The organism is Methylocella sp. CPCC 101449, assembly GCF_031921685.1.
Taxonomy (GTDB): Bacteria; Pseudomonadota; Alphaproteobacteria; order Rhizobiales; family Beijerinckiaceae; genus Terripilifer.
Genome location: NZ_JAPDHU010000002.1, coordinates 1,278,865 through 1,296,675, shown reverse-complemented (window position 1 = coordinate 1,296,675; position 17,811 = coordinate 1,278,865). Strand labels below are relative to the sequence as shown.

Sequence of the window (17,811 nt, the reverse complement as noted above, 5' to 3'; positions counted from 1 at the left end):
TTTTACGCACAATATATGCGTTAATTTCCCATTATGGGCGTCAGAATGCAAGCTCAATGCGCGTTTTTCGGCGTAATTTTGCATGCAGTCACTGCTCGACAGGAGGATGTTCATGGGACCGTTTCCGCACAATGCGCCGCCCGCTGCCATCAGCGTTGAGAACCCGGCCGGAACCGACGGTTTCGAATTCGTCGAATTCGCTCATCCGGAGCCTGAGAAGCTGGAGGCCTTGTTCGCCCGCATGGGCTATGCGGCCGTGGCCAAGCACAAGACCAAGAACATTACGGTCTGGCGCCAGGGCGACATCAATTATGTGATCAATGCCGAGCCCGGCTCGCATGCGATGAAGTTTGCCGACGAGCACGGCCCGTGCGCTTCGGCCATGGCCTGGCGCGTGGTCGACGCCAAACACGCTTTCGATCATGCGGTCAAACAGGGCGCGACGCCTTACAAAGGCCAGGACAAGGCGCTGGATGCCCCCGCCATTGTCGGCATCGGCGGGTCGCTGCTCTATTTCATCGAAAAATATGGCGCCGAGGGATCGGCCTATGAGGCTGAGTTCGATTGGCTAGGCGCGCGCGATCCGCGTCCCGTCGGCGTCGGCTTCTATTATCTCGATCATCTCACGCACAATGTCTTTCGTGGCAATATGGACACGTGGTGGGATTTCTATCGCGAGAAATTCGGTTTCAAGCAGATCCACTATTTCGACATCGACGGGCGCATCACGGGCCTCGTGTCGCGCGCCATCACATCGCCCTGCGGCAAGATCCGCATTCCGCTGAACGAGTCGAAGGACGAGACCAGCCAGATCGTCGAGTTCCTGAAGAAGTATAAGGGTGAGGGCATCCAGCATATCGCTGTCGGCACCGACGGCATCTATGACGCGACCGACAAGCTGGCCGATAACGGGCTGAAGTTCATGCCCGGTCCGCCCGACACCTATTATGAAAAGTCACACGACCGCGTGCATGGCCATGACGAGCCGATGGATCGGATGAAGAAGCACGGCATCCTCATCGACGGCGAAGGCGTGGTCGATGGCGGCACGACGCGCATCCTGTTGCAGATTTTCTCGAAGACGGTGATTGGACCGATATTCTTCGAGTTCATCCAGCGCAAGGGTGATGAAGGCTTTGGCGAAGGTAACTTCCGCGCGCTGTTTGAATCGATCGAGGAAGATCAGATCAGGCGCGGTGTGTTGAAGAGCGACAAGGCCGCTTGATCAATTGGGAGCCTTCGCCAATTCATGATGGCGGATGACTTCCTTGATGACGAATGCCAGGAACTTCTCCGCGAAATCGGGGTCGAGATGCGCGCCTTGAGCCAGGGCGCGCAATCTCTCGATTTGCAGCTTCTCGCGATTAGGATCCGATGAGGGCAATTGCAGCCGGGCCTTCAATTCGCCCACCCGCTGCGTGCATTTGAAGCGTTCCGCGAGGATATGGATCAGCGCCGCATCGAGATTGTCGATGCTGTCGCGCAAGGTCTTCAATTCAGCCGGCGTATCCGTCATCGCGGTCTCCACTCAAAACAATCGCATCACGTCCTGCGCCGCGGCCTTCGGATCGTCGGCGCCGACGATGGCCGAGACGATGGCGAGGCCGTTGGCGCCGGCCTTCAGCACATCGGCGGAATTGCCGGCCTTGAGACCGCCGATGGCCATGACGGGTTTTGGGGTCAGCGCCCGTAGAGCCGCGAACCCTTCGACGCCGAGTGGCGTCGAGGCGTCGGCTTTCGTCGTTTGCGCATAGAGCGGGCCAATACCGAGATAGTCGGCCTGTTTTGCATCTTCGCGCTCGATCTGCGTGCGATTGGTGATCGACAGGCCGATGATTTTCTGCGGCCCGATCAATTGGCGCACCAAGGCCACCGGCATGTCGGTCTGGCCGACATGAACGCCCTCCGCATCGACGGCAAGCGCGATGTCGACACGGTCGTTGATGATCAGCGGCACGTGCAGGGGCTGCAGCAGCGCTTTGAGGGCGCGCGCTTCCTCGAGGAATTGCCGGGTGGTGGCATTTTTCTCGCGCAATTGCACCATGGTGACGCCGCCGGCGACCGCCGCGCCGACCACATCGACGAGGCTGCGGCCGCGCGACAGATCGCGATCGGTGACAAGGCAGAGGCGCCAGATTTTCGGATCGAAACTCATGAGATGACTTTCACAATTTCACATGCAGGCGTGCGTTGATGTCAGCGGCGGTGATGGCATCGAGCGCATCGAGGAAGGCGACGCGGAAGCTGCCGGGACGTTGGGCTATCTCAGCCGCCATGTCGCCGGCGACGCCATAGACGGCAAGCGCCGCGACGGCGGCGTCGAGCGGCGGCGCGATCGCCATGAAGGCGCCCATGACGCTCGACAGCGAACAGCCGAGCGCGGTGACGCGGGTCATCAGTGGCGAACCGTTGGCGAGCCGCACGATCTGCTTGCCGTCGGTCGCAATGTCGATTTCGCCGGTGGCAACGACGACGCAGCCGGCCCGCTGGGCGAGTTCGACACAAAGCTGTTCGGCCTCGGTCGTCGTATTGGCGCTGTCGACGCCGCGCGGGGCGGCGCTGGTCGTCGTCAGGCCGGCGAGCCGGGCAATCGCCATCACCTCCGAGGCGTTGCCGCGCAGAATGGTTGGCCGGTTCTCCATCAGTTCCGTAGCGACATCGTTGCGATAGTCGGTGGCACCGACGCCGACCGGATCGAACAGCCAGGGCCGGCCGAGCTGTCGCGCCGCCGTCGTCGCTATCTGGGCCGCGTGGGCTGTGTCGGCCGACAAAGTGCCGATGTTGACGACGAGTGCCCCGGCGAGCGCTACGAATTGCGGCGATTCTTCAGGAGCATGGACCATGGCCGGCGAGGCGCCGACAGCCAGCAGGGCGTTGGCGGCGATGTCCATGGACACGTAGTTGGTGATGTTCTGGACCAGGGGGCGGGCGGCCCGCATCTGGTCGAGCAGGGCACCGCAGCGCGCGGCGATGGCCCGGGCGTCAATATCCAAGGGAACCTACCTCCTGAGAATCCTCACACAGGTCTTTGCTGTAGTTCATATCATTGCCGACTGTGGTCTGTAAAACTCTTCAAAATCAGTGATCTAGCGCTTTGTGAGCTTGGCAATCCGCTGCTCAAGGTCCTAAGGTGTCGCCGCGTTTTTTGCAAAGACCGGCTCGCATAATGACAACAACAGCGGCGGCTGCGGCCGACATCGACGATCGTACGGCCAAGAACGCCATCCTGAGGCTGGCCGTGGCGCAGGCTCTGGCGGGCGCCAATTCCACCGTGGTGATGACGACGGGCGGCATCGTCGGCTCGATGCTGGCGCCGCGCGCCGATTTCGCCACCTTGCCCGTAACCACTTTCGTCATCGGCACGGCGCTGGCGACGATTCCGGCCGGATGGATCGCGCGGCACTATGGCCGGCGGGCGTCTTTCCTCGTCGGCTCCGGATGCGGCGTTCTCATCGGCCTCATCGCGGCGCTGGCCATCTATCTCGGTTCCTTCGCACTGTTCTGCTTCGGCACGTTCATCGGCGGCGCTTATCAGGCTGTGGCCCATTCCTTCCGTTTCGCCGCGACCGATGTGGCGAGCCCGTCGCTGCGCCCCAAGGCAATTTCCTGGGTGATGACAGGTGGTGTTTTCTCAGGCGTGCTTGGACCGCAGCTCGTCAACATCACCATGGATTGGGCGACGCCCTATCTGTTCCTGGCCAGTTTCATCGGTCAGTCGGTTGTTGCTCTGTTGTGCATGGGCATTCTCAGCACCATCGATATCCCAAGGCCGGCCGCCGCGGTGGCACGGGCCGCCGGGCGACCGCTCAAGGAAATCGCCTTGCAGCCGCGATTCATCACGGCGGCGGCTTGCGGCATGGTCGCCTATGCGCTGATGAATCTGGTGATGACCTCGGCGCCCCTGGCGATGAAAATGTGTGGCCTGCCGCTGTCGGATGCGAACTGGGGCATTCAGTGGCATGTGCTGGGCATGTTCGCACCGAGCTTCTTCACCGGCAGTCTGATCGCCCGTTATGGCGCGCCGCAGGTGGTGACGGTGGGGTTCGTCTTCACCATCATCGCGGCGATTGCCGGCCTGCTCGGCATCACCGTCGCGCATTTCTGGGTCGGCCTCATTTTCCTCGGGGTCGGCTGGAACTTTAGCTTCGTCGGCGCTTCGGCCATGGTGGTCGAGACCCATCGGCCGGAAGAGCGCAACAAGGTGCAGTCGTTCAACGACTTCCTCGTCTTCGGCTTCATGGCCATCGCCTCGTTCTCGTCGGGCCAGATGCTGGCCCATTCCGGATGGGCGCTGGTCAATTGGGTGGTGTTCCCGCCGATCGTGGCCGCACTGCTGCTGTTGATCGCCACCGGCGCCTTCAAGCGCCGGGAGCGGGCGGCTTGACGGCTATTGCTCGCCTTTCGCGCCGGTAAGCTTGATCAGCCGTTCCATCCGCTGCATGTCGGTGATGATCAACTCGCTGAAGGCTTGAGGCGTTGAGAAGATCGGCGTCATGGCGCGCGCGGTGACATATTTGTCGCGCACGGCGGGATCGGCGAAGAGATCGGCGACATCCTTGGCGATTTTCTCCGGCAGGCCGGCAGGTGATCCGCCGGTCATGAAGAGACCGAACCAGGAGACGCCGGGATCGATCTCGCCAAGGCCGGCCTCCGTCAATGTCATCACCTGCGGCAGTTCCGGCAGGCGTCTGTCGCCCACGACCGCCAAAGGCTTGATGCGCCCGGCCTGCATCTGCGGCTGTGCCAGGGCGGTGCCGACCAGCGTCAATTGAACTTCGCCGCCTGCCGTCGCGGCGACCGCGGGAATGATGCCCTTGTAGGGCGCCTGAGCGATGCTGGCGCCAGTCGTCTTGTTGAGACCTTCGAAGAACAAATGCGGCAGGCTGCCGGATCCATAGGATGCATAATTGAGCCTGCTTGAATCCTTGCGCGCTTGCTCCACCAGCTCCTTGATCGAAGCCGCCGCGACGCTCGTATTCGCCACGACCATTTGCGGCAGGCTGACGAGCTGGCTGATCGGTGTCAGTTCACGGCTTATATCATAAGGCAGGCTGGCGAAAAGAAATGGATTGCTGGTGATTGTCGACTCGCTGGTCAGGAGCAGCGTGTGTCCATCGGGCGCCGCTTTGGCGACTTGCGTGGTGCCAAGAAAGGTCGAGGCCCCCGGCTTGTTTTCGACAATGACCGACTGTCCCCATTTGGGCGACAGACCTTCGGCGATGGCGCGAGCAAAGGCATCAATGCCACCGCCCGGCGCGTAAGGCACGATGATGCGCACGAGTTTGGTCGGATAGGTCTGCGCCGCCGTCAGGCTCGACGAGGCAAGAACGACGAAAGCGGAAAGCCATAATTTTCGCAGGATCATTCATTCCCTCCCTTGGGATTATGCGCGGGATGCGCGCGCTCTTAATTGGGTGATGCTGTCGGTGGCTTCGCGGACGACCTGGTCTTGATCGAGCGCTGTGAATTCTCCCTTGCGGCGCAGAATGCGTCCATCGACCATGACGGTGTCGATATTGGCGGGTTGAGCCGAATAGACGAGCGCGAAATAGGGATTGATGACGGGTGCCATGTTGACGTCGCCCGTGCGCACGAGAATGAGATCGGCGCGCTTGCCTGGTGTCAGCGAACCGATCTTGTCGGCGAGGCCGAGGTCGCGCGCGCCGTCAATGGTGGCAAGCGCCAGCAGGCGCCTTGGCGTCAGCGGTTTGGTGGTGCCGAAACGTTGCTTGTGCGACCACAGCAGCGCACGCATGCAGGCAAAGAAGTCGGCGTTGGCTGAGGCGGCCGAGGAGTCGACCGAGAGGCTTTGCTGGATGCCGTCTTCTTCCAGTTCCTGAAACTGGATTTCGCCGCGCGTCGCCTGGGCGTAATGCATTTCGATGACGGGCGAGCAGGAGAAGCGTGTGCCCGTTTCGGCCACGCGTTTGCGTTCCGGTATCGACAGGCCTTGCGGGTGGACGAGCTGCACGTCCTTGCCAAGCAGGCCGTTGTCATCGAGGACCGAGACCACGCCGGGTCGCGCGTGCATGGTGATCGGCAGGCCCAGCGCGCGTATGGCGTCATATTCGCCGCGCAGAATATCGACAGGCACGATGCCCCGTGGATTGGCAACGGGTGTGCGAACCGCCGCGCCGAGGGAAAGAAGGCCATTTTCGTCCGACCAGTCTCGTGCCACGCGCGCGAGATCGGCGGTGTTCATCGGCGCCGTCAGGGGGAGGTCCTGTCCCCATCCATAGGAGAAATGCGCGCGCAGGCCCGTCGAACGTAAGGCCCCGATTTCCGCATCGGCATGATCCGGTGTGCGGATATTATGCGACCAGTCATGCACGGTGGTGATGCCGGACACCAAGGCTTCGGCGAGACCCAAGCGGACGGAGCGGCGCGCGTCCTCCGGCGTGCAGAGTGGTCCGAGGCGGAGCGTGACCGGAAAATAGCCGTCGGCTTTGTCGTCGGCCCGCACGAGGGCGCGCAGCGCGCTGTTCCACAAATGCCAGTGCGTATCGACGAAGCCGGGCAGGGCGATCATGCCGTTCCCGTCGATCCGTTCAGCGGCCGGCGCGTCGAGCCTGTCGCCGATGGCGACGATGGCGCCGTCGCGGATCTGGATATCGCCCTTGGGGAGGTCGGCGATGGCGTCATCCATCGTCAAGACATGGGCGCCGCGGATGAGATATTCGCCGCGCGCCGGCAGGCGCTCGCTTGTGTCGCGCGCCGGTGCGACCCCAGCCGCGTCAGCAGGCGCGTGCAAGGCCCATTGGCCATGACACGAACAGATCAGCCGCGCTCTCATGATCGCATGTTCCGGCGTCTTCCATCGACAGGACTGTCCTACCCACTTTGTCTCCTGACGGTCGCCGCTCAAGGATTTTGTCTGGAACAACTTATCGGGAATTCGAATAAATGGGCTTGTACGTGCGGCGAGGTTGAATCCCATAAGGCGGGTTCTCTAAACTTCGGCGCGATGGGAGGCGAAGGTGAACGTGACGCTTAGACAAGTTCGGGCCTTCTTGGAGATCGCCAGTCTCAGGAGCTTCACGCGCGCCAGCGAACGGCTGAACGTGCCGCAATCGTCGCTGTCGGTTCTCATCAGCGAACTCGAGGCGGAGCTGCAAACCCGTCTTCTCAAGCGCACGACGCGCATGGTCGCCCTGACCGAGGCGGGCCGAGAGTTTCTTCCCTATGCCGAACGTCTTCTGATGGTGCTGGACGAAGGCATAGAGGCGGCGCGTGAGGTCGACCTGCGCCGCAGGGGGCAAATCAACGTCATCGCCTCGCCGCTGGTGGCTGTCGCGCTGCTGCCGCCGGCGATCGCCCGGTTCCAGGATGCCTATCCGGGAATCCACGTCACGGTGACCGAATTTCCCCCTCACCAGATTTCAACGCATGTCGCGCAGTCGCTGTGCGATTGCGGCTTTGGCGTTTTCGACGCGCAGGACGATGGGCTGATCTCGGCGCCTATCATCCAGGGGCATTTGATGTTGCTTTGCGCGCCGTCCCACCCGCTGGCTGCCCAGAAAAAGGTGGGCTGGAAGGATCTGGCCGGGCATCCGCTGATTGCCGTTCGGCAGGACAATGCGGCCCGCCGCAGATTGGATCGTCAATTCGAGGTCGCCGGACTGGCCGTGAAACCGCGCTTCGAGGTACGCAACATGGTGACCATTCTTGGCATGGTCGCCGCGAACCTCGGCATATCGATCTGGCCGTCCTGGGCAGCGCCACTGGCGAAATCGTTTCAGCTTGAGCTGCGCCCGCTGGTGCAGCCGCAAGCCCATCACATCGTGTCGGTGATTACGTCGAAGGACAGGTCGCTCTCGCCCGCCGCCACGGCTTTCATCGAAACGGTCAGGGCGCATGCACAGGCGCTCTAAAATCGTGGAGCGATGCCTTTCCTGTAAATATCTGTATTTTAATGGATTTTAACGTTCTTATCGCGCAGCGCCGCTGTCCGCGGTGGGGCGGATTCCCCACCCAAGATTGGATGGGTTCCAAAGCGAGGTTCCTGTTCCTCTTGGCCAGAAAGCAGTGAACAAGCGGCGGTTCTCCACCTTCACCATTGCCTATCATTGCCGTTAGGGCATCTTTCTGGCATAGGCGATTGGGGTTGGCGGCCACCATGCTGACATAAATACGATAGGCCGCACGAATGGGCGGGCGTCTTCTGTCCGCCTCGTGAATGGAGAGGGCGGAGCTAAATGAGTCCAATTCTATGGATTATTATCGGCGGCCTGTTGTCCGTCGTGTATGGCGTTGTCACCGTTTCTGCGTTGATGAAAGCCGATGCTGGCTCACAGCGCATGCAGGAAATCTCTGGTGCAGTGGCTGAAGGCGCGCAGGCCTATCTGAAGCGCCAATACCTGTCGATCTCCATCGTCGGTATCGTCATCTTTCTCGCCCTCGGTTATTGGCTCGGCTGGCTGGTCGGCATTGGCTTCCTCATCGGTGCCGTGCTGTCGGGTGCCGCCGGCTTTATCGGCATGAACGTGTCGGTGCGTGCCAACGTGCGCACGGCCCAGGCGGCGACCAAGTCGCTGGCCGGCGGTCTCGACGTCGCCTTCAAGGCGGGCGCGGTGACCGGCATGCTCGTCGCCGGCCTCGCGCTGCTCGGCGTCTCCGTCTACTACTGGATTCTGACCGGTCCGCTCGGCCATGCGGTCGCTGATCGTGTCGTCATCGATTCTCTGGTGGCGCTCGGCTTTGGCGCCTCGCTCATCTCGATCTTCGCCCGTCTTGGCGGTGGTATCTTCACCAAGGGTGCCGACGTCGGCGCCGACCTCGTCGGTAAAGTCGAAGCGGGCATTCCGGAAGACGATCCGCGCAACCCGGCGACCATCGCCGACAACGTCGGTGACAACGTCGGCGATTGCGCCGGCATGGCCGCCGACTTGTTCGAGACCTATGCGGTGACCGTCGTCGCCACCATGGTGCTCGCGGCGATCTTCTTCGCCAAACAGGCGGGCCTCAACGCGGCGCTGCTCTATCCGCTGGCGATCTGCGCCACCTGTATCGTCACCTCGATCATCGGCACCTATTTCGTCAAGCTCGGTGCCAACAATTCGATCATGGGGGCGCTCTACAAGGGTCTCATCGTCACCGGCGTGCTGTCGATCGGCGGTCTCGCGCTGGCGACGCATTGGCTCGTCGGCTGGGGCGAACTCGGCAAGGTCGGCACTTTGTCGGTCACCGGCACGAACCTGTTCCTCTGTGGCCTCGTCGGCCTGGTGGTGACGGGCCTCATCGTCTGGATCACCGAATACTATACCGGCACGGGCAAGCGTCCGGTCGTGTCGATCGCGCAGTCGTCGGTGACCGGTCACGGCACCAACGTCATCCAGGGTCTCGCCGTCTCGCTGGAATCGACGGCGCTGCCGGCGCTCGTCATCGTCGGTGGCATCATTGCCACCTACCAGCTTGCCGGTCTCTTCGGCACGGCGATCGCCGTCACCACCATGCTCGGCCTCGCCGGCATGATCGTGGCGCTCGACGCCTTCGGCCCGGTCACCGACAATGCCGGCGGCATTGCCGAAATGGCCGGCCTGCCGAAGGAAGTGCGTCAGTCGACCGATGCGCTCGATGCGGTCGGCAACACCACCAAGGCCGTCACCAAGGGCTATGCCATCGGTTCGGCGGGTCTTGGCGCGCTGGTGCTGTTCGCCGCTTATACGAACGATCTGCAAGCCTTCATCAGCGAGGGCAGGCCTTACTTCAAGGATGTCGGCGCGGTCTCCTTCGACCTGTCCAACCCCTATGTCGTCGCCGGTCTGATCTTCGGCGGCCTGATCCCGTATCTGTTCGGTGGCATCGCCATGACGGCGGTGGGCCGCGCGGCGGGTTCGGTCGTCGAGGAAGTACGGCGGCAGTTCAAGGAAATGCCCGGCATCATGCAGGGTACGCAGCGTCCCGACTATGGTCGCGCCGTCGACATGCTGACCAAGGCAGCGATCAAGGAAATGATCATTCCGTCGCTGCTGCCGGTGCTGGCGCCACTCGTCGCTTACTTTGGCGTGCTGTGGATCTCCGGCTCCAAGGCCAATGCCTTCGCGGCCCTCGGCGCCTCGTTGCTCGGCGTCATCGTCAACGGCCTCTTCGTCGCCATTTCGATGACCTCGGGTGGTGGCGCTTGGGACAATGCCAAGAAGAGCTTCGAGGATGGCTTCATCGACAAAGATGGCGTGAAGCATCTTAAGGGCAGCGAAGCGCACAAGGCTTCCGTCACCGGCGATACCGTCGGCGACCCCTACAAGGACACGGCGGGTCCCGCCGTCAATCCGGCGATCAAGATCACCAATATCGTCGCGCTGCTGCTGCTCGCCATCCTGGCGCACGGATAACGTACGAAACGGGTGCGAAACGCACGGGAAAGGCGGGGGCGACCCCGCCTTTTTCTTTGGTTATTCAAAGATTAACAGGGCGACTCTCAGGTTCATAAAGCTGTGCTCCAGGCAGTCTAGTTTTGCTTCCGTAACTCCACGGAGGCGGGCTATGACGAATATTACGATGCCGGGAGGCATGGCGACGGAACAGCCGGAACATAAACGGCCGTCGCTCGATACGGGGATCAATCCGCTGACGCTGCTCATTCTGTTCAGCGTCATCGCGGTCGGTCTTTTCTATGTGGCTTGGAGCATCCGCACCGACGTCATCGACGCGGGCGTGCCGGCGACCACCTGGGCGCCGTTCCTGTTGCTCGGCGTGGCGCTGCTGATCGCGCTTGGCTTCGAATTCGTCAACGGCTTCCACGATACCGCCAATGCGGTGGCGACGGTGATCTACACCCATTCGCTGCCCGCCAATTTCGCGGTCATGTGGTCGGGCTTCTTCAACTTCCTCGGCGTGTTGATGTCGACAGGCGCCGTGGCCTTCGGCATCGTCTCGCTGCTGCCGGTCGAACTGATCCTCCAGGTCGGCAGCAGTGCCGGCTTCGCCATGGTGTTCGCGCTGCTCGTCGCCGCCATCGCCTGGAACCTTGGCACCTGGTGGTTCGGCCTGCCGGCTTCGTCTTCGCATACGCTGATCGGCTCGATCATCGGTGTTGGCGTCGCCAATGCGATGATGCGCGGACGCGATGGCACGTCCGGTGTCGATTGGTCGAAGGCGACCGAGATCGGCTATGCGCTGCTGCTGTCGCCGCTGGTCGGCTTCTGCCTCGCCGCGGCTTTGCTGATCGCCATGAAAGTGCTGATCAAGAACGAGGCGCTTTATGAAGCGCCGAAGGGCAATCAGCCGCCGCCGTGGTGGATCCGCGGCTTGCTGATCTTCACCTGCACCGGCGTGTCCTTCGCCCATGGCTCGAACGATGGTCAGAAGGGCATGGGCCTGATCATGCTGATCCTCATCGGCACGGTGCCGACGGCCTATGCGCTGAACCGCTCATTGCCGGAACACGAACTGGCGGCCTTCCACACCCGTTCGGAAGTGGCGGCGAAACTGGTGCAGGAGAAGGGCTTTGGCCATGCGATCATCGGCGATCCGCGTCCGGCGGTGACCGCCTATGTCTCCCAGCACAAGATCAGCGAAGGCACTTATCCGTCGCTGGCCGTGCTGCTGCAGGACATTTCGAAGCAGATCAACGACCACGGCACGATGAACAAGATTCCGGCGGCCGCGGTCGGCAATACGCGTAACGACATGTATCTGGCCTCCGAGGCGATCCGTTTCCTGATGAAGGATAAGGAAAACGACCTCAACGCCGCCGATGTCAAAGTCCTCAAGGAGTACAAGGACTCGCTCGACGCGGCGACGCGCTTCATCCCGACCTGGGTGAAAGTGGCGATCGCCATCGCGCTTGGCCTCGGCACGATGATCGGCTGGAAGCGGATCGTGGTCACCGTCGGCGAAAAGATCGGCAAGACGCATCTGACTTACGCGCAGGGTGCTTCGGCCGAACTGGTGGCGATGGCTACGATTTTTGCCGCCGACAACTACGGCCTGCCGGTTTCGACCACGCATGTCTTGTCGTCAGGCGTGGCGGGCACGATGGCGGCGAATAAATCCGGGTTGCAGATGTCGACCGTGCGCAATCTGGTCCTCGCCTGGGTGCTGACCTTGCCGGTGGCGATCCTGCTCTCGGCGAGCCTGTATTACCTGTTCTCGCATATCTTCTAGTCGACAAGCCGGCGCGGGCGGTTCAGCCGTCCGCGCTGGTGTTCTCCCATGCACGACAAGATCTCCACTCCCGATCGCGAAGCCGTTGTCTTCGCCTATCGTTTCGACGAGAGCGGCCGCGCCAGTGCGTTGACCGGCTGCACAGCCGTCGAACTGTCCTCCTCGGCGCGCGGTTTCATCTGGGTTCATCTCAACCTCGCTGACGTGCGGGCGCGGCAATTCCTTTCTGATCTGGAGGACGTGCCGGCGGCCGCCTTGCAGGCGATGCTGCGCTCCAGCGATCATCAGCAGATGCATCACGAGGCGGGCGTGCTCTGGGGCGTCTTTCCCGATCTCGCCCAGGATTTCGACGGCGTCCGGGACGATTTCGCTCATCTGCGCTTCCTTCTGTCCGACCGTTGGCTGGTGAGCGGCCGCCATCACGCCGCCCATGCGATCGAGACCCTGCGCCGAACGATCGAGGCCGGGGCCAGCGTCGATGCGCCGGTCACTCTGTTCGAAACCCTGGCCGACCATATCGCCGACGGGCTCGATGGCGCGGTGACGCGGATGGCCGACGAGCTGGACGCATGCGAGGACCGTATCCTTGCCGACGACAGTTCCAAGGAGGCACGGGCGCTCGGCCTCTTGCGCCGCCAAGGGGTGCGGATCGAGCGCAAGCTCGCCGGCGTCCATTCGATCTTGCGCCGCCTCGAAGGGGCGAGGCCCGAGAGCCTCAGTTCCGCCGTCCATGCGGCGGTGATCCGCGTCAGCCATCGGTTCGAGACCCTGCATCACGAATCCCATGCGCTGGTGGAGCGGACGCGGCTGTTGCAGGACGAGGTGTCGAACCAGCTCCAGAGTTCGGCCAATGCCCATCTCTACGTGCTGACCATCCTCAATTCTGTGCTGGCGCCAGCCGTGCTGGTGACCGGCTTTTTCGGCATGAACACCGCCGATCTGCCATTCAAGGATACGCCCGGTGGTACCTGGTATGGGCTCGGGCTTTGTGTCCTGGCGGCCGGGCTGACCGTTTGGTTCATGCGCCGTCGCGGCGCGATCGGAAATAAAAAAGATAATTTATAGAATGACTTGTGCTGATTTGATCAGATTTTGAATCGAGTTCTTCCGGCGGGACATGAAATGAAAAAGGCGCGGGTTGGCCGCGCCTTTGAAGCTTTGGATCGGGCTTTTGCAGATCTTAGCTGAAGCGCAGCAGGTTCTGCATCATGTTACGCAGGAACGACGATTCCGCGCCCGCCGTCGGGGTGGTGCGGCTGTTGAAATCGATGATCTGGCCATCTTCCAGACCGTAATTGGCGATGCGCTGGACGCGCTTGTTCTTGTCGAAATAGACCGCGAAAATGCGCTGGTCGGTGACCTTCTGCTGCATGAAGGCGACCGGCCGCTCGACCTTCTGGCTGATGTAGTACCAGGCGTCGCCACCGATGGTAGAGGTGGTGGAGGGGGTGCCGAGCAACACCAGGGTCTGTTCGGCCGAATTGCCCATCTTCACCTGGTTCATGGTGTTTTCGTTGATCACGTAGCCGCGGTAGACGTCGCCGTCATACCCGAGGCAGCCGCCAAGCGACACCGCGAGGGCCGCTGCCAGCGCCAGGCCTACCGATCTTGTCCCGACCTTGAACTTCATCTTTTCATTCCCCTCTGCGCCCGCCGATCCGCCGCCGGAGCGCGCGCAACTGCCGCATCTGCGTGATTTTTCTTGCATCAGCGACCGGCGATGCCTAACCCCCGGAGGCGCGAAATGCAAGAAATGCATTTACCTTGATATCGACTTGGCGCCCGGAATTTGGTGAAGCCAAATTCCGAAACACTACGGTGCAGACAGAAAAAGCCCATGGCATTCAGCTTGTTCCGCCGCTCCCGCAACCTGCCAGTGATCGAACGCCTTCAGGGCGAGATCATGGCGGCTTCGCGTCAGCCGGCGTTTTTCCTCGATTATGGAGTGGCCGACACGGTGGCGGGCCGTTTTGAACTGCTCGTCCTGCACACCGGGCTCGCCGTTTGGCGGATCGAGACCTTGCCGGCGCCGGGGCCGGATCTGGCTCAGGATCTCACGGACGCCGTGTTCCATAATATCGACACGGCCTTGCGTGAGATTGGCATTGGCGATGCCTCCATGTCGAAACGGATGAAATCCATGGCTCAGGGCTATCTCGGGCGCACCTTGGCCTATCGGGACGCACTGCAGAGCGGCGACACAGCGGCGCTGGCCCTGGCTTTGGCCCGCAACGTCTATGGCGACGAGGGCCGGGCAGGGGATTCCGCCTGTCTGCGCCTGGCGCGTTATACCGAGCGCCTCAATGCCGGCTATAGCGGGCTCGACCTGGAACGGGCATGGTCGTCGCCGCTGCCGGTGGTCGATGCCGCCACGGTGATCTGATTTCCTATATCTGATCGTGACCGAATGCGGTCCTGATCGCATTTTCCGGGGACTCCCATGACCAAGGACAGCCACACCGCGCCGGCTTTTTCTCGCCCGACGCTCGTGACCGATCTGCTGCGCGATTCCACGCGCCGTTTCGACATCGAGGCCGATGCGGACGAACGGGCGGCGCTCGCCGCGCTGAACGGGCTGGAAGACATCGCTAGCCTCAAGGCCTCCTTTCAGGCGGTGAAGGCGGGCAAGTTCATCCGCATCACCGGCGAGCTGACGAGCCGGCTGACGCAGCAGTGCGTCGTCACCCTCGAGCCGTTCGAGAGCGAGATTTCCGAGGATATCGACGCCCGCTTCTTCGAGGAGCCGACGGGGCCGGCAATGCGCGCCGCCAAAGCGGCCAGGAAGGGTGAGAAGGGCGACAAGGACGAGCGGCGGCCCGCGCCGGCGGCGGAGCCTATGTCCATGGACGAGGACGAAGCGGAGGCGATCGTCGACGGCAAGATCGACCTGGGAGCGCTGGCGGCGGAGTTCCTGACCTTGGCGCTCGACCCCTATCCGCGCAAACCGGGGGTGAGTTTCGAGGCGATCACCGAGGACGACGAGGAGGAATCGCCATTTTCCGTCCTTGGCGGTCTCAAGAACGGGCCGAATGGAAAAAAATCGTAAGATTTCTTGTCGATGCGCGGATCGCTTCGGGATTGCCTTCCCGATGCAAACGGCTATTGTCCGCGCCTGAATTTGGCCCGCCGGTTTGGTCGTGCAGGGCGGGAGCGTTTACTGGATGGCGAAACCGGTCAGGATTTCTCTGGACGGTATGGGTGGCGATCACGGACCCTCTGTCGTCGTCGAAGGCGCGGCGTTGGCGCATGAGCGCCGCCCCGATACCGAATTCCTCATCTATGGCGATGAAGCGCAGATCGCGCCGCTGCTGGCCAAGCAGCCGAAACTGGCGGCCAATACGAAGCTGATTCACGCGGCCGTTGCCGTGCGGATGGACGACAAGCCGAGCCAGGCGTTGCGCCGTGGCCGACGCGTTTCCTCCATGTGGATGGCGATCGATGCGGTGAAGCGCGGCGAGGCCGATGTCGCCGTCTCAGCGGGCAATACCGGCGCGCTGATGGCGATGGCGAAAGTCTGCCTGCACACGATGGCGCAGATCGATCGCCCGGCGCTGGCGGCGCTGTGGCCGACGGTGCGTGGCGAATCGGTGGTGCTCGATCTGGGTGCCTCGATCGGTGCCGATGCGCAGCATCTCGTCGATCTCGCGGTGATGGGCGCGGCGATGGCGCGCATCGTGCTCGACATCGAGAAGCCGACCGTCGGTCTGCTCAATGTCGGTGTCGAGGAAATCAAAGGCATCGAAGAGGTCAAGGCGGCCAATCGCATTTTGCGCACCGTCGATCTGCCGCATCTGAGCTATCACGGCTTCGTCGAGGGCGATGATCTGGGCGCCGGCACCACCGACGTGGTGGTGACCGAAGGCTTCACCGGCAATATCGCGTTGAAGACGGCGGAAGGCACGGCGCGACAGATCGCGCGCTATCTGCGCGAGGCCATGGGCGCGAGCCTGATGTCGAAAATCGGTTATCTGTTCGCCCGCCACGCTTTCGCGGCGCTGCGCGAGAAGATGGATCCGCGGCGGGTCAACGGCGGTGTCTTCCTCGGTCTCGATGGACTGGTCATCAAGAGCCATGGCTCCACGGATGGATTGGGCTACTGCGGCGCCGTTGAAATCGCCTATGACGTCGTGCGTCATGATTTGATGAGCCGCATTCGCGATCTCGTCTCGCTGTCGCAAGATCTGCGCACAGCCGAAACGCGGTCAGCGGCCGCTGAAACTGAAGCGTCTGTCGCCAGCGACGACGCAACTCTCTAGTCGGATAAAATGGTCGAAACTTCTCATAAGACAGCTTCTCACAAGACTTGGCGTTCCGTTGTCGAAGGCATTGGCGCTTTCCTGCCCGAGCGCGTGATGACAAATGCTGATCTGGAGAAGATCGTCGATACGACGAGCGATTGGATCGTGCAGCGGACCGGTATTCACGAACGGCATATGGCGGCTGACGGCGAGACCACGTCGGTGTTGGCGACCAAGGCCGCGCACAAAGCGATGATGGCCGCCGGCTGCACGGCCGATGACATCGATCTTGTCATCGTGGCGACGTCAACGCCCGACTACACGTTTCCGGCGACGGCAACGCAGGTGCAAGCCGCGCTCGGCATCACACGTGGCGCCGCATTCGATCTGCAGGCGGTGTGTTCGGGATTCGTCTATGCGGTCAGCGTTGCCGACAAGTTCCTGACCACGGGTGCGAGCGAACGCGCGCTCGTCATCGGTGCGGAAACATTTTCGCGTCTGCTCGATTGGAACGATCGCACCACCTGCGTGCTCTTCGGCGATGGCGCAGGCGCCATCGTGCTCGGTCGTCAGCAGGGCAGCGGCACAACGGAAGATCGCGGCGTCTTGACCTCGCATCTGCGCTCCGACGGCCGGCATCGCGAAAAGCTTTATGTCGACGGCGGGCCTTCATCGACGGGCACTGTCGGTCATTTGCGGATGGCGGGTCGCGAAGTTTTTCGTCATGCGGTCGGCATGGTGGCGGATGTGATGGACGATGCGTTCAAAGCAACGGGTCTCACCGCCGAGCAACTCAACTGGTTCGTGCCGCATCAGGCCAATGAACGGATCATCGACGCTTCCGCCGACAAGATGGGCATCGCCCGCGAGAAGATCATCAAGACGGTTTCTCTGCACGGCAATACGTCCGCTGCTTCCATTCCGCTCGCGCTGAATGCTGGGGTGACCGATGGACGCATCAAGCCCGGCGACCTGGTCATGATCGAGGCCATGGGCGGCGGCTTTACTTGGGGTTCCGCCATAATTCGCTGGTAAGTCCTTGTATACATTTTCAGTTTGGAGTTACGCTCTTGACATTGGGGCGATTCTTTTAGAGACCGTAGTTTGTTTTTGATAAATTTTTTTGGATGTTTCGATGACTAACAGCAATGGAAAGAGCCCGACTAATATTACCCGGGCCGATCTCGCCGAGGCTGTCTATCGGCGTGTCGGACTTTCCCGTGTGGAGTCGGCTGAGCTGGTGGAACTCGTGATCAATGAGATTTGCGATGAACTCGTGCGCGGCAACAATGTGAAGTTGTCGTCCTTCGGTTCGTTCCTCGTGCGCTCGAAAGGCCAGCGCATCGGCCGCAATCCGAAGACGGGTGTCGAAGTGCCGATCACGCCGCGGCAGGTGATGGTGTTCAAGCCGTCGAACATTCTGAAGGCGCGCGTCAATGGCGAGACAGTCGCCGACGAGGACGAATAA

Annotated in this window: 17 protein-coding genes; 11 read left to right on the top strand and 6 right to left on the bottom strand. The window is 61.9% G+C overall.

Going from position 1 to position 17,811, the window contains the following annotated elements; all coding sequences use genetic code 11:
• The first annotated feature begins 112 nt into the window (after positions 1-112).
• Positions 113-1,225 (top strand): 4-hydroxyphenylpyruvate dioxygenase, encoded by a 1,113-nt coding sequence (hppD, locus tag OIM99_RS16955; RefSeq protein WP_311851621.1) that lies wholly within the window; start codon positions 113-115, stop codon positions 1,223-1,225.
• On the opposite strand, the gene OIM99_RS16950 is transcribed toward hppD, so the two are convergent.
• Genes OIM99_RS16950 through thiM form a run of 3 tightly spaced genes read right to left on the bottom strand, consistent with a single transcriptional unit; the run spans position 1,226 to position 2,993 of the window.
• Positions 1,226-1,516 (bottom strand): chorismate mutase, encoded by a 291-nt coding sequence (locus OIM99_RS16950; protein WP_311851620.1) that lies wholly within the window; start codon positions 1,514-1,516, stop codon positions 1,226-1,228.
• A gap of 12 nt (positions 1,517-1,528) precedes the next feature.
• A complete protein-coding gene (gene thiE, locus OIM99_RS16945) occupies positions 1,529-2,155 on the bottom strand; it encodes a thiamine phosphate synthase (RefSeq protein ID WP_311851619.1) in 627 nt (208 codons plus the stop codon).
• A 10-nt stretch (positions 2,156-2,165) separates the two neighbouring features.
• Positions 2,166-2,993 carry a hydroxyethylthiazole kinase gene (thiM, locus tag OIM99_RS16940; protein WP_311851618.1) on the bottom strand — a complete coding sequence of 276 codons (828 nt, stop codon included), beginning with the start codon at positions 2,991-2,993 and terminating at the stop codon, positions 2,166-2,168.
• Positions 2,994-3,166: 173 nt separating this feature from the next.
• Between thiM and OIM99_RS16935 the strand changes: the two genes are divergently transcribed.
• On the top strand, positions 3,167-4,384 hold the full coding sequence (locus tag OIM99_RS16935; RefSeq protein ID WP_311851617.1) for an MFS transporter: 1,218 nt from the start codon (positions 3,167-3,169) through the stop codon (positions 4,382-4,384).
• 3 nt (positions 4,385-4,387) lie between these two features.
• Here the strand turns inward: OIM99_RS16935 and OIM99_RS16930 are convergent, their stop codons facing one another.
• Together OIM99_RS16930 and OIM99_RS16925 are read right to left on the bottom strand one after the other, a co-directional pair.
• Complete coding sequence (locus OIM99_RS16930; protein WP_311851616.1) at positions 4,388-5,365, bottom strand: tripartite tricarboxylate transporter substrate-binding protein; 978 nt, start codon at positions 5,363-5,365, stop codon at positions 4,388-4,390.
• Between the two features lie 18 nt (positions 5,366-5,383).
• Positions 5,384-6,793, bottom strand: a complete 1,410-nt coding sequence (locus OIM99_RS16925) for an amidohydrolase family protein (protein WP_311851615.1) — start codon at positions 6,791-6,793, stop codon at positions 5,384-5,386.
• A gap of 184 nt (positions 6,794-6,977) precedes the next feature.
• Here OIM99_RS16925 and OIM99_RS16920 point away from each other — a divergent pair, with 184 nt between their 5' ends.
• The 4 genes from OIM99_RS16920 (at position 6,978) to OIM99_RS16905 (ending at position 13,170) form a co-directional block, all read left to right on the top strand.
• Positions 6,978-7,871, top strand: coding sequence for a LysR family transcriptional regulator (locus OIM99_RS16920; protein WP_311851614.1), 894 nt, complete (start codon positions 6,978-6,980; stop codon positions 7,869-7,871).
• 324 nt (positions 7,872-8,195) lie between these two features.
• Complete coding sequence (locus tag OIM99_RS16915; protein ID WP_311851613.1) at positions 8,196-10,331, top strand: sodium-translocating pyrophosphatase; 2,136 nt, start codon at positions 8,196-8,198, stop codon at positions 10,329-10,331.
• A gap of 151 nt (positions 10,332-10,482) precedes the next feature.
• The gene (locus OIM99_RS16910; RefSeq protein ID WP_311851612.1) at positions 10,483-12,105 is read left to right on the top strand and encodes an inorganic phosphate transporter; all 1,623 of its coding nucleotides are present in this window, start codon (positions 10,483-10,485) and stop codon (positions 12,103-12,105) included.
• A 48-nt stretch (positions 12,106-12,153) separates the two neighbouring features.
• The gene (locus OIM99_RS16905) at positions 12,154-13,170 is read left to right on the top strand and encodes a CorA family divalent cation transporter (protein WP_311851611.1); all 1,017 of its coding nucleotides are present in this window, start codon (positions 12,154-12,156) and stop codon (positions 13,168-13,170) included.
• Between the two features lie 115 nt (positions 13,171-13,285).
• Here the strand turns inward: OIM99_RS16905 and OIM99_RS16900 are convergent, their stop codons facing one another.
• A complete protein-coding gene (locus tag OIM99_RS16900) occupies positions 13,286-13,735 on the bottom strand; it encodes an outer membrane protein assembly factor BamE (RefSeq protein WP_311851610.1) in 450 nt (149 codons plus the stop codon).
• Between the two features lie 207 nt (positions 13,736-13,942).
• Between OIM99_RS16900 and OIM99_RS16895 the strand changes: the two genes are divergently transcribed.
• The 5 genes from OIM99_RS16895 (at position 13,943) to OIM99_RS16875 (ending at position 17,811) form a co-directional block, all read left to right on the top strand.
• The gene (locus tag OIM99_RS16895) at positions 13,943-14,488 is read left to right on the top strand and encodes a ubiquinol-cytochrome C chaperone family protein (RefSeq protein ID WP_311851609.1); all 546 of its coding nucleotides are present in this window, start codon (positions 13,943-13,945) and stop codon (positions 14,486-14,488) included.
• Positions 14,489-14,545: 57 nt separating this feature from the next.
• Positions 14,546-15,151: a DUF177 domain-containing protein gene (locus OIM99_RS16890; RefSeq protein WP_311851608.1), complete on the top strand. Its 606-nt coding sequence runs from the start codon at positions 14,546-14,548 to the stop codon at positions 15,149-15,151.
• Between the two features lie 115 nt (positions 15,152-15,266).
• The gene (gene plsX / locus OIM99_RS16885) at positions 15,267-16,361 is read left to right on the top strand and encodes a phosphate acyltransferase PlsX (RefSeq protein WP_311851607.1); all 1,095 of its coding nucleotides are present in this window, start codon (positions 15,267-15,269) and stop codon (positions 16,359-16,361) included.
• A gap of 9 nt (positions 16,362-16,370) precedes the next feature.
• A complete protein-coding gene (locus OIM99_RS16880; RefSeq protein ID WP_311851606.1) occupies positions 16,371-17,378 on the top strand; it encodes a beta-ketoacyl-ACP synthase III in 1,008 nt (335 codons plus the stop codon).
• Between the two features lie 100 nt (positions 17,379-17,478).
• On the top strand, positions 17,479-17,811 hold the full coding sequence (locus OIM99_RS16875; RefSeq protein WP_311851605.1) for an integration host factor subunit alpha: 333 nt from the start codon (positions 17,479-17,481) through the stop codon (positions 17,809-17,811).

Excerpts from the sequence above, each read along its gene's own strand:
- hppD (WP_311851621.1), top strand. The coding sequence starts at position 113 with ATGGGACCGTTTCCGCACAATGCGCCGCCCGCTGCCATCAGCGTTGAG.
- OIM99_RS16950 (WP_311851620.1), bottom strand. The coding sequence starts at position 1,516 with ATGACGGATACGCCGGCTGAATTGAAGACCTTGCGCGACAGCATCGAC.
- thiE (WP_311851619.1), bottom strand. The coding sequence starts at position 2,155 with ATGAGTTTCGATCCGAAAATCTGGCGCCTCTGCCTTGTCACCGATCGC.
- OIM99_RS16935 (WP_311851617.1), top strand. The coding sequence starts at position 3,167 with ATGACAACAACAGCGGCGGCTGCGGCCGACATCGACGATCGTACGGCC.
- OIM99_RS16930 (WP_311851616.1), bottom strand. The coding sequence starts at position 5,365 with ATGATCCTGCGAAAATTATGGCTTTCCGCTTTCGTCGTTCTTGCCTCG.
- OIM99_RS16925 (WP_311851615.1), bottom strand. The coding sequence starts at position 6,793 with ATGAGAGCGCGGCTGATCTGTTCGTGTCATGGCCAATGGGCCTTGCAC.
- OIM99_RS16915 (WP_311851613.1), top strand. The coding sequence starts at position 8,196 with ATGAGTCCAATTCTATGGATTATTATCGGCGGCCTGTTGTCCGTCGTG.
- OIM99_RS16910 (WP_311851612.1), top strand. The coding sequence starts at position 10,483 with ATGACGAATATTACGATGCCGGGAGGCATGGCGACGGAACAGCCGGAA.
- OIM99_RS16905 (WP_311851611.1), top strand. The coding sequence starts at position 12,154 with ATGCACGACAAGATCTCCACTCCCGATCGCGAAGCCGTTGTCTTCGCC.
- OIM99_RS16900 (WP_311851610.1), bottom strand. The coding sequence starts at position 13,735 with ATGAAGTTCAAGGTCGGGACAAGATCGGTAGGCCTGGCGCTGGCAGCG.
- OIM99_RS16895 (WP_311851609.1), top strand. The coding sequence starts at position 13,943 with ATGGCATTCAGCTTGTTCCGCCGCTCCCGCAACCTGCCAGTGATCGAA.
- OIM99_RS16890 (WP_311851608.1), top strand. The coding sequence starts at position 14,546 with ATGACCAAGGACAGCCACACCGCGCCGGCTTTTTCTCGCCCGACGCTC.
- plsX (WP_311851607.1), top strand. The coding sequence starts at position 15,267 with ATGGCGAAACCGGTCAGGATTTCTCTGGACGGTATGGGTGGCGATCAC.
- OIM99_RS16880 (WP_311851606.1), top strand. The coding sequence starts at position 16,371 with ATGGTCGAAACTTCTCATAAGACAGCTTCTCACAAGACTTGGCGTTCC.
- OIM99_RS16875 (WP_311851605.1), top strand. The coding sequence starts at position 17,479 with ATGACTAACAGCAATGGAAAGAGCCCGACTAATATTACCCGGGCCGAT.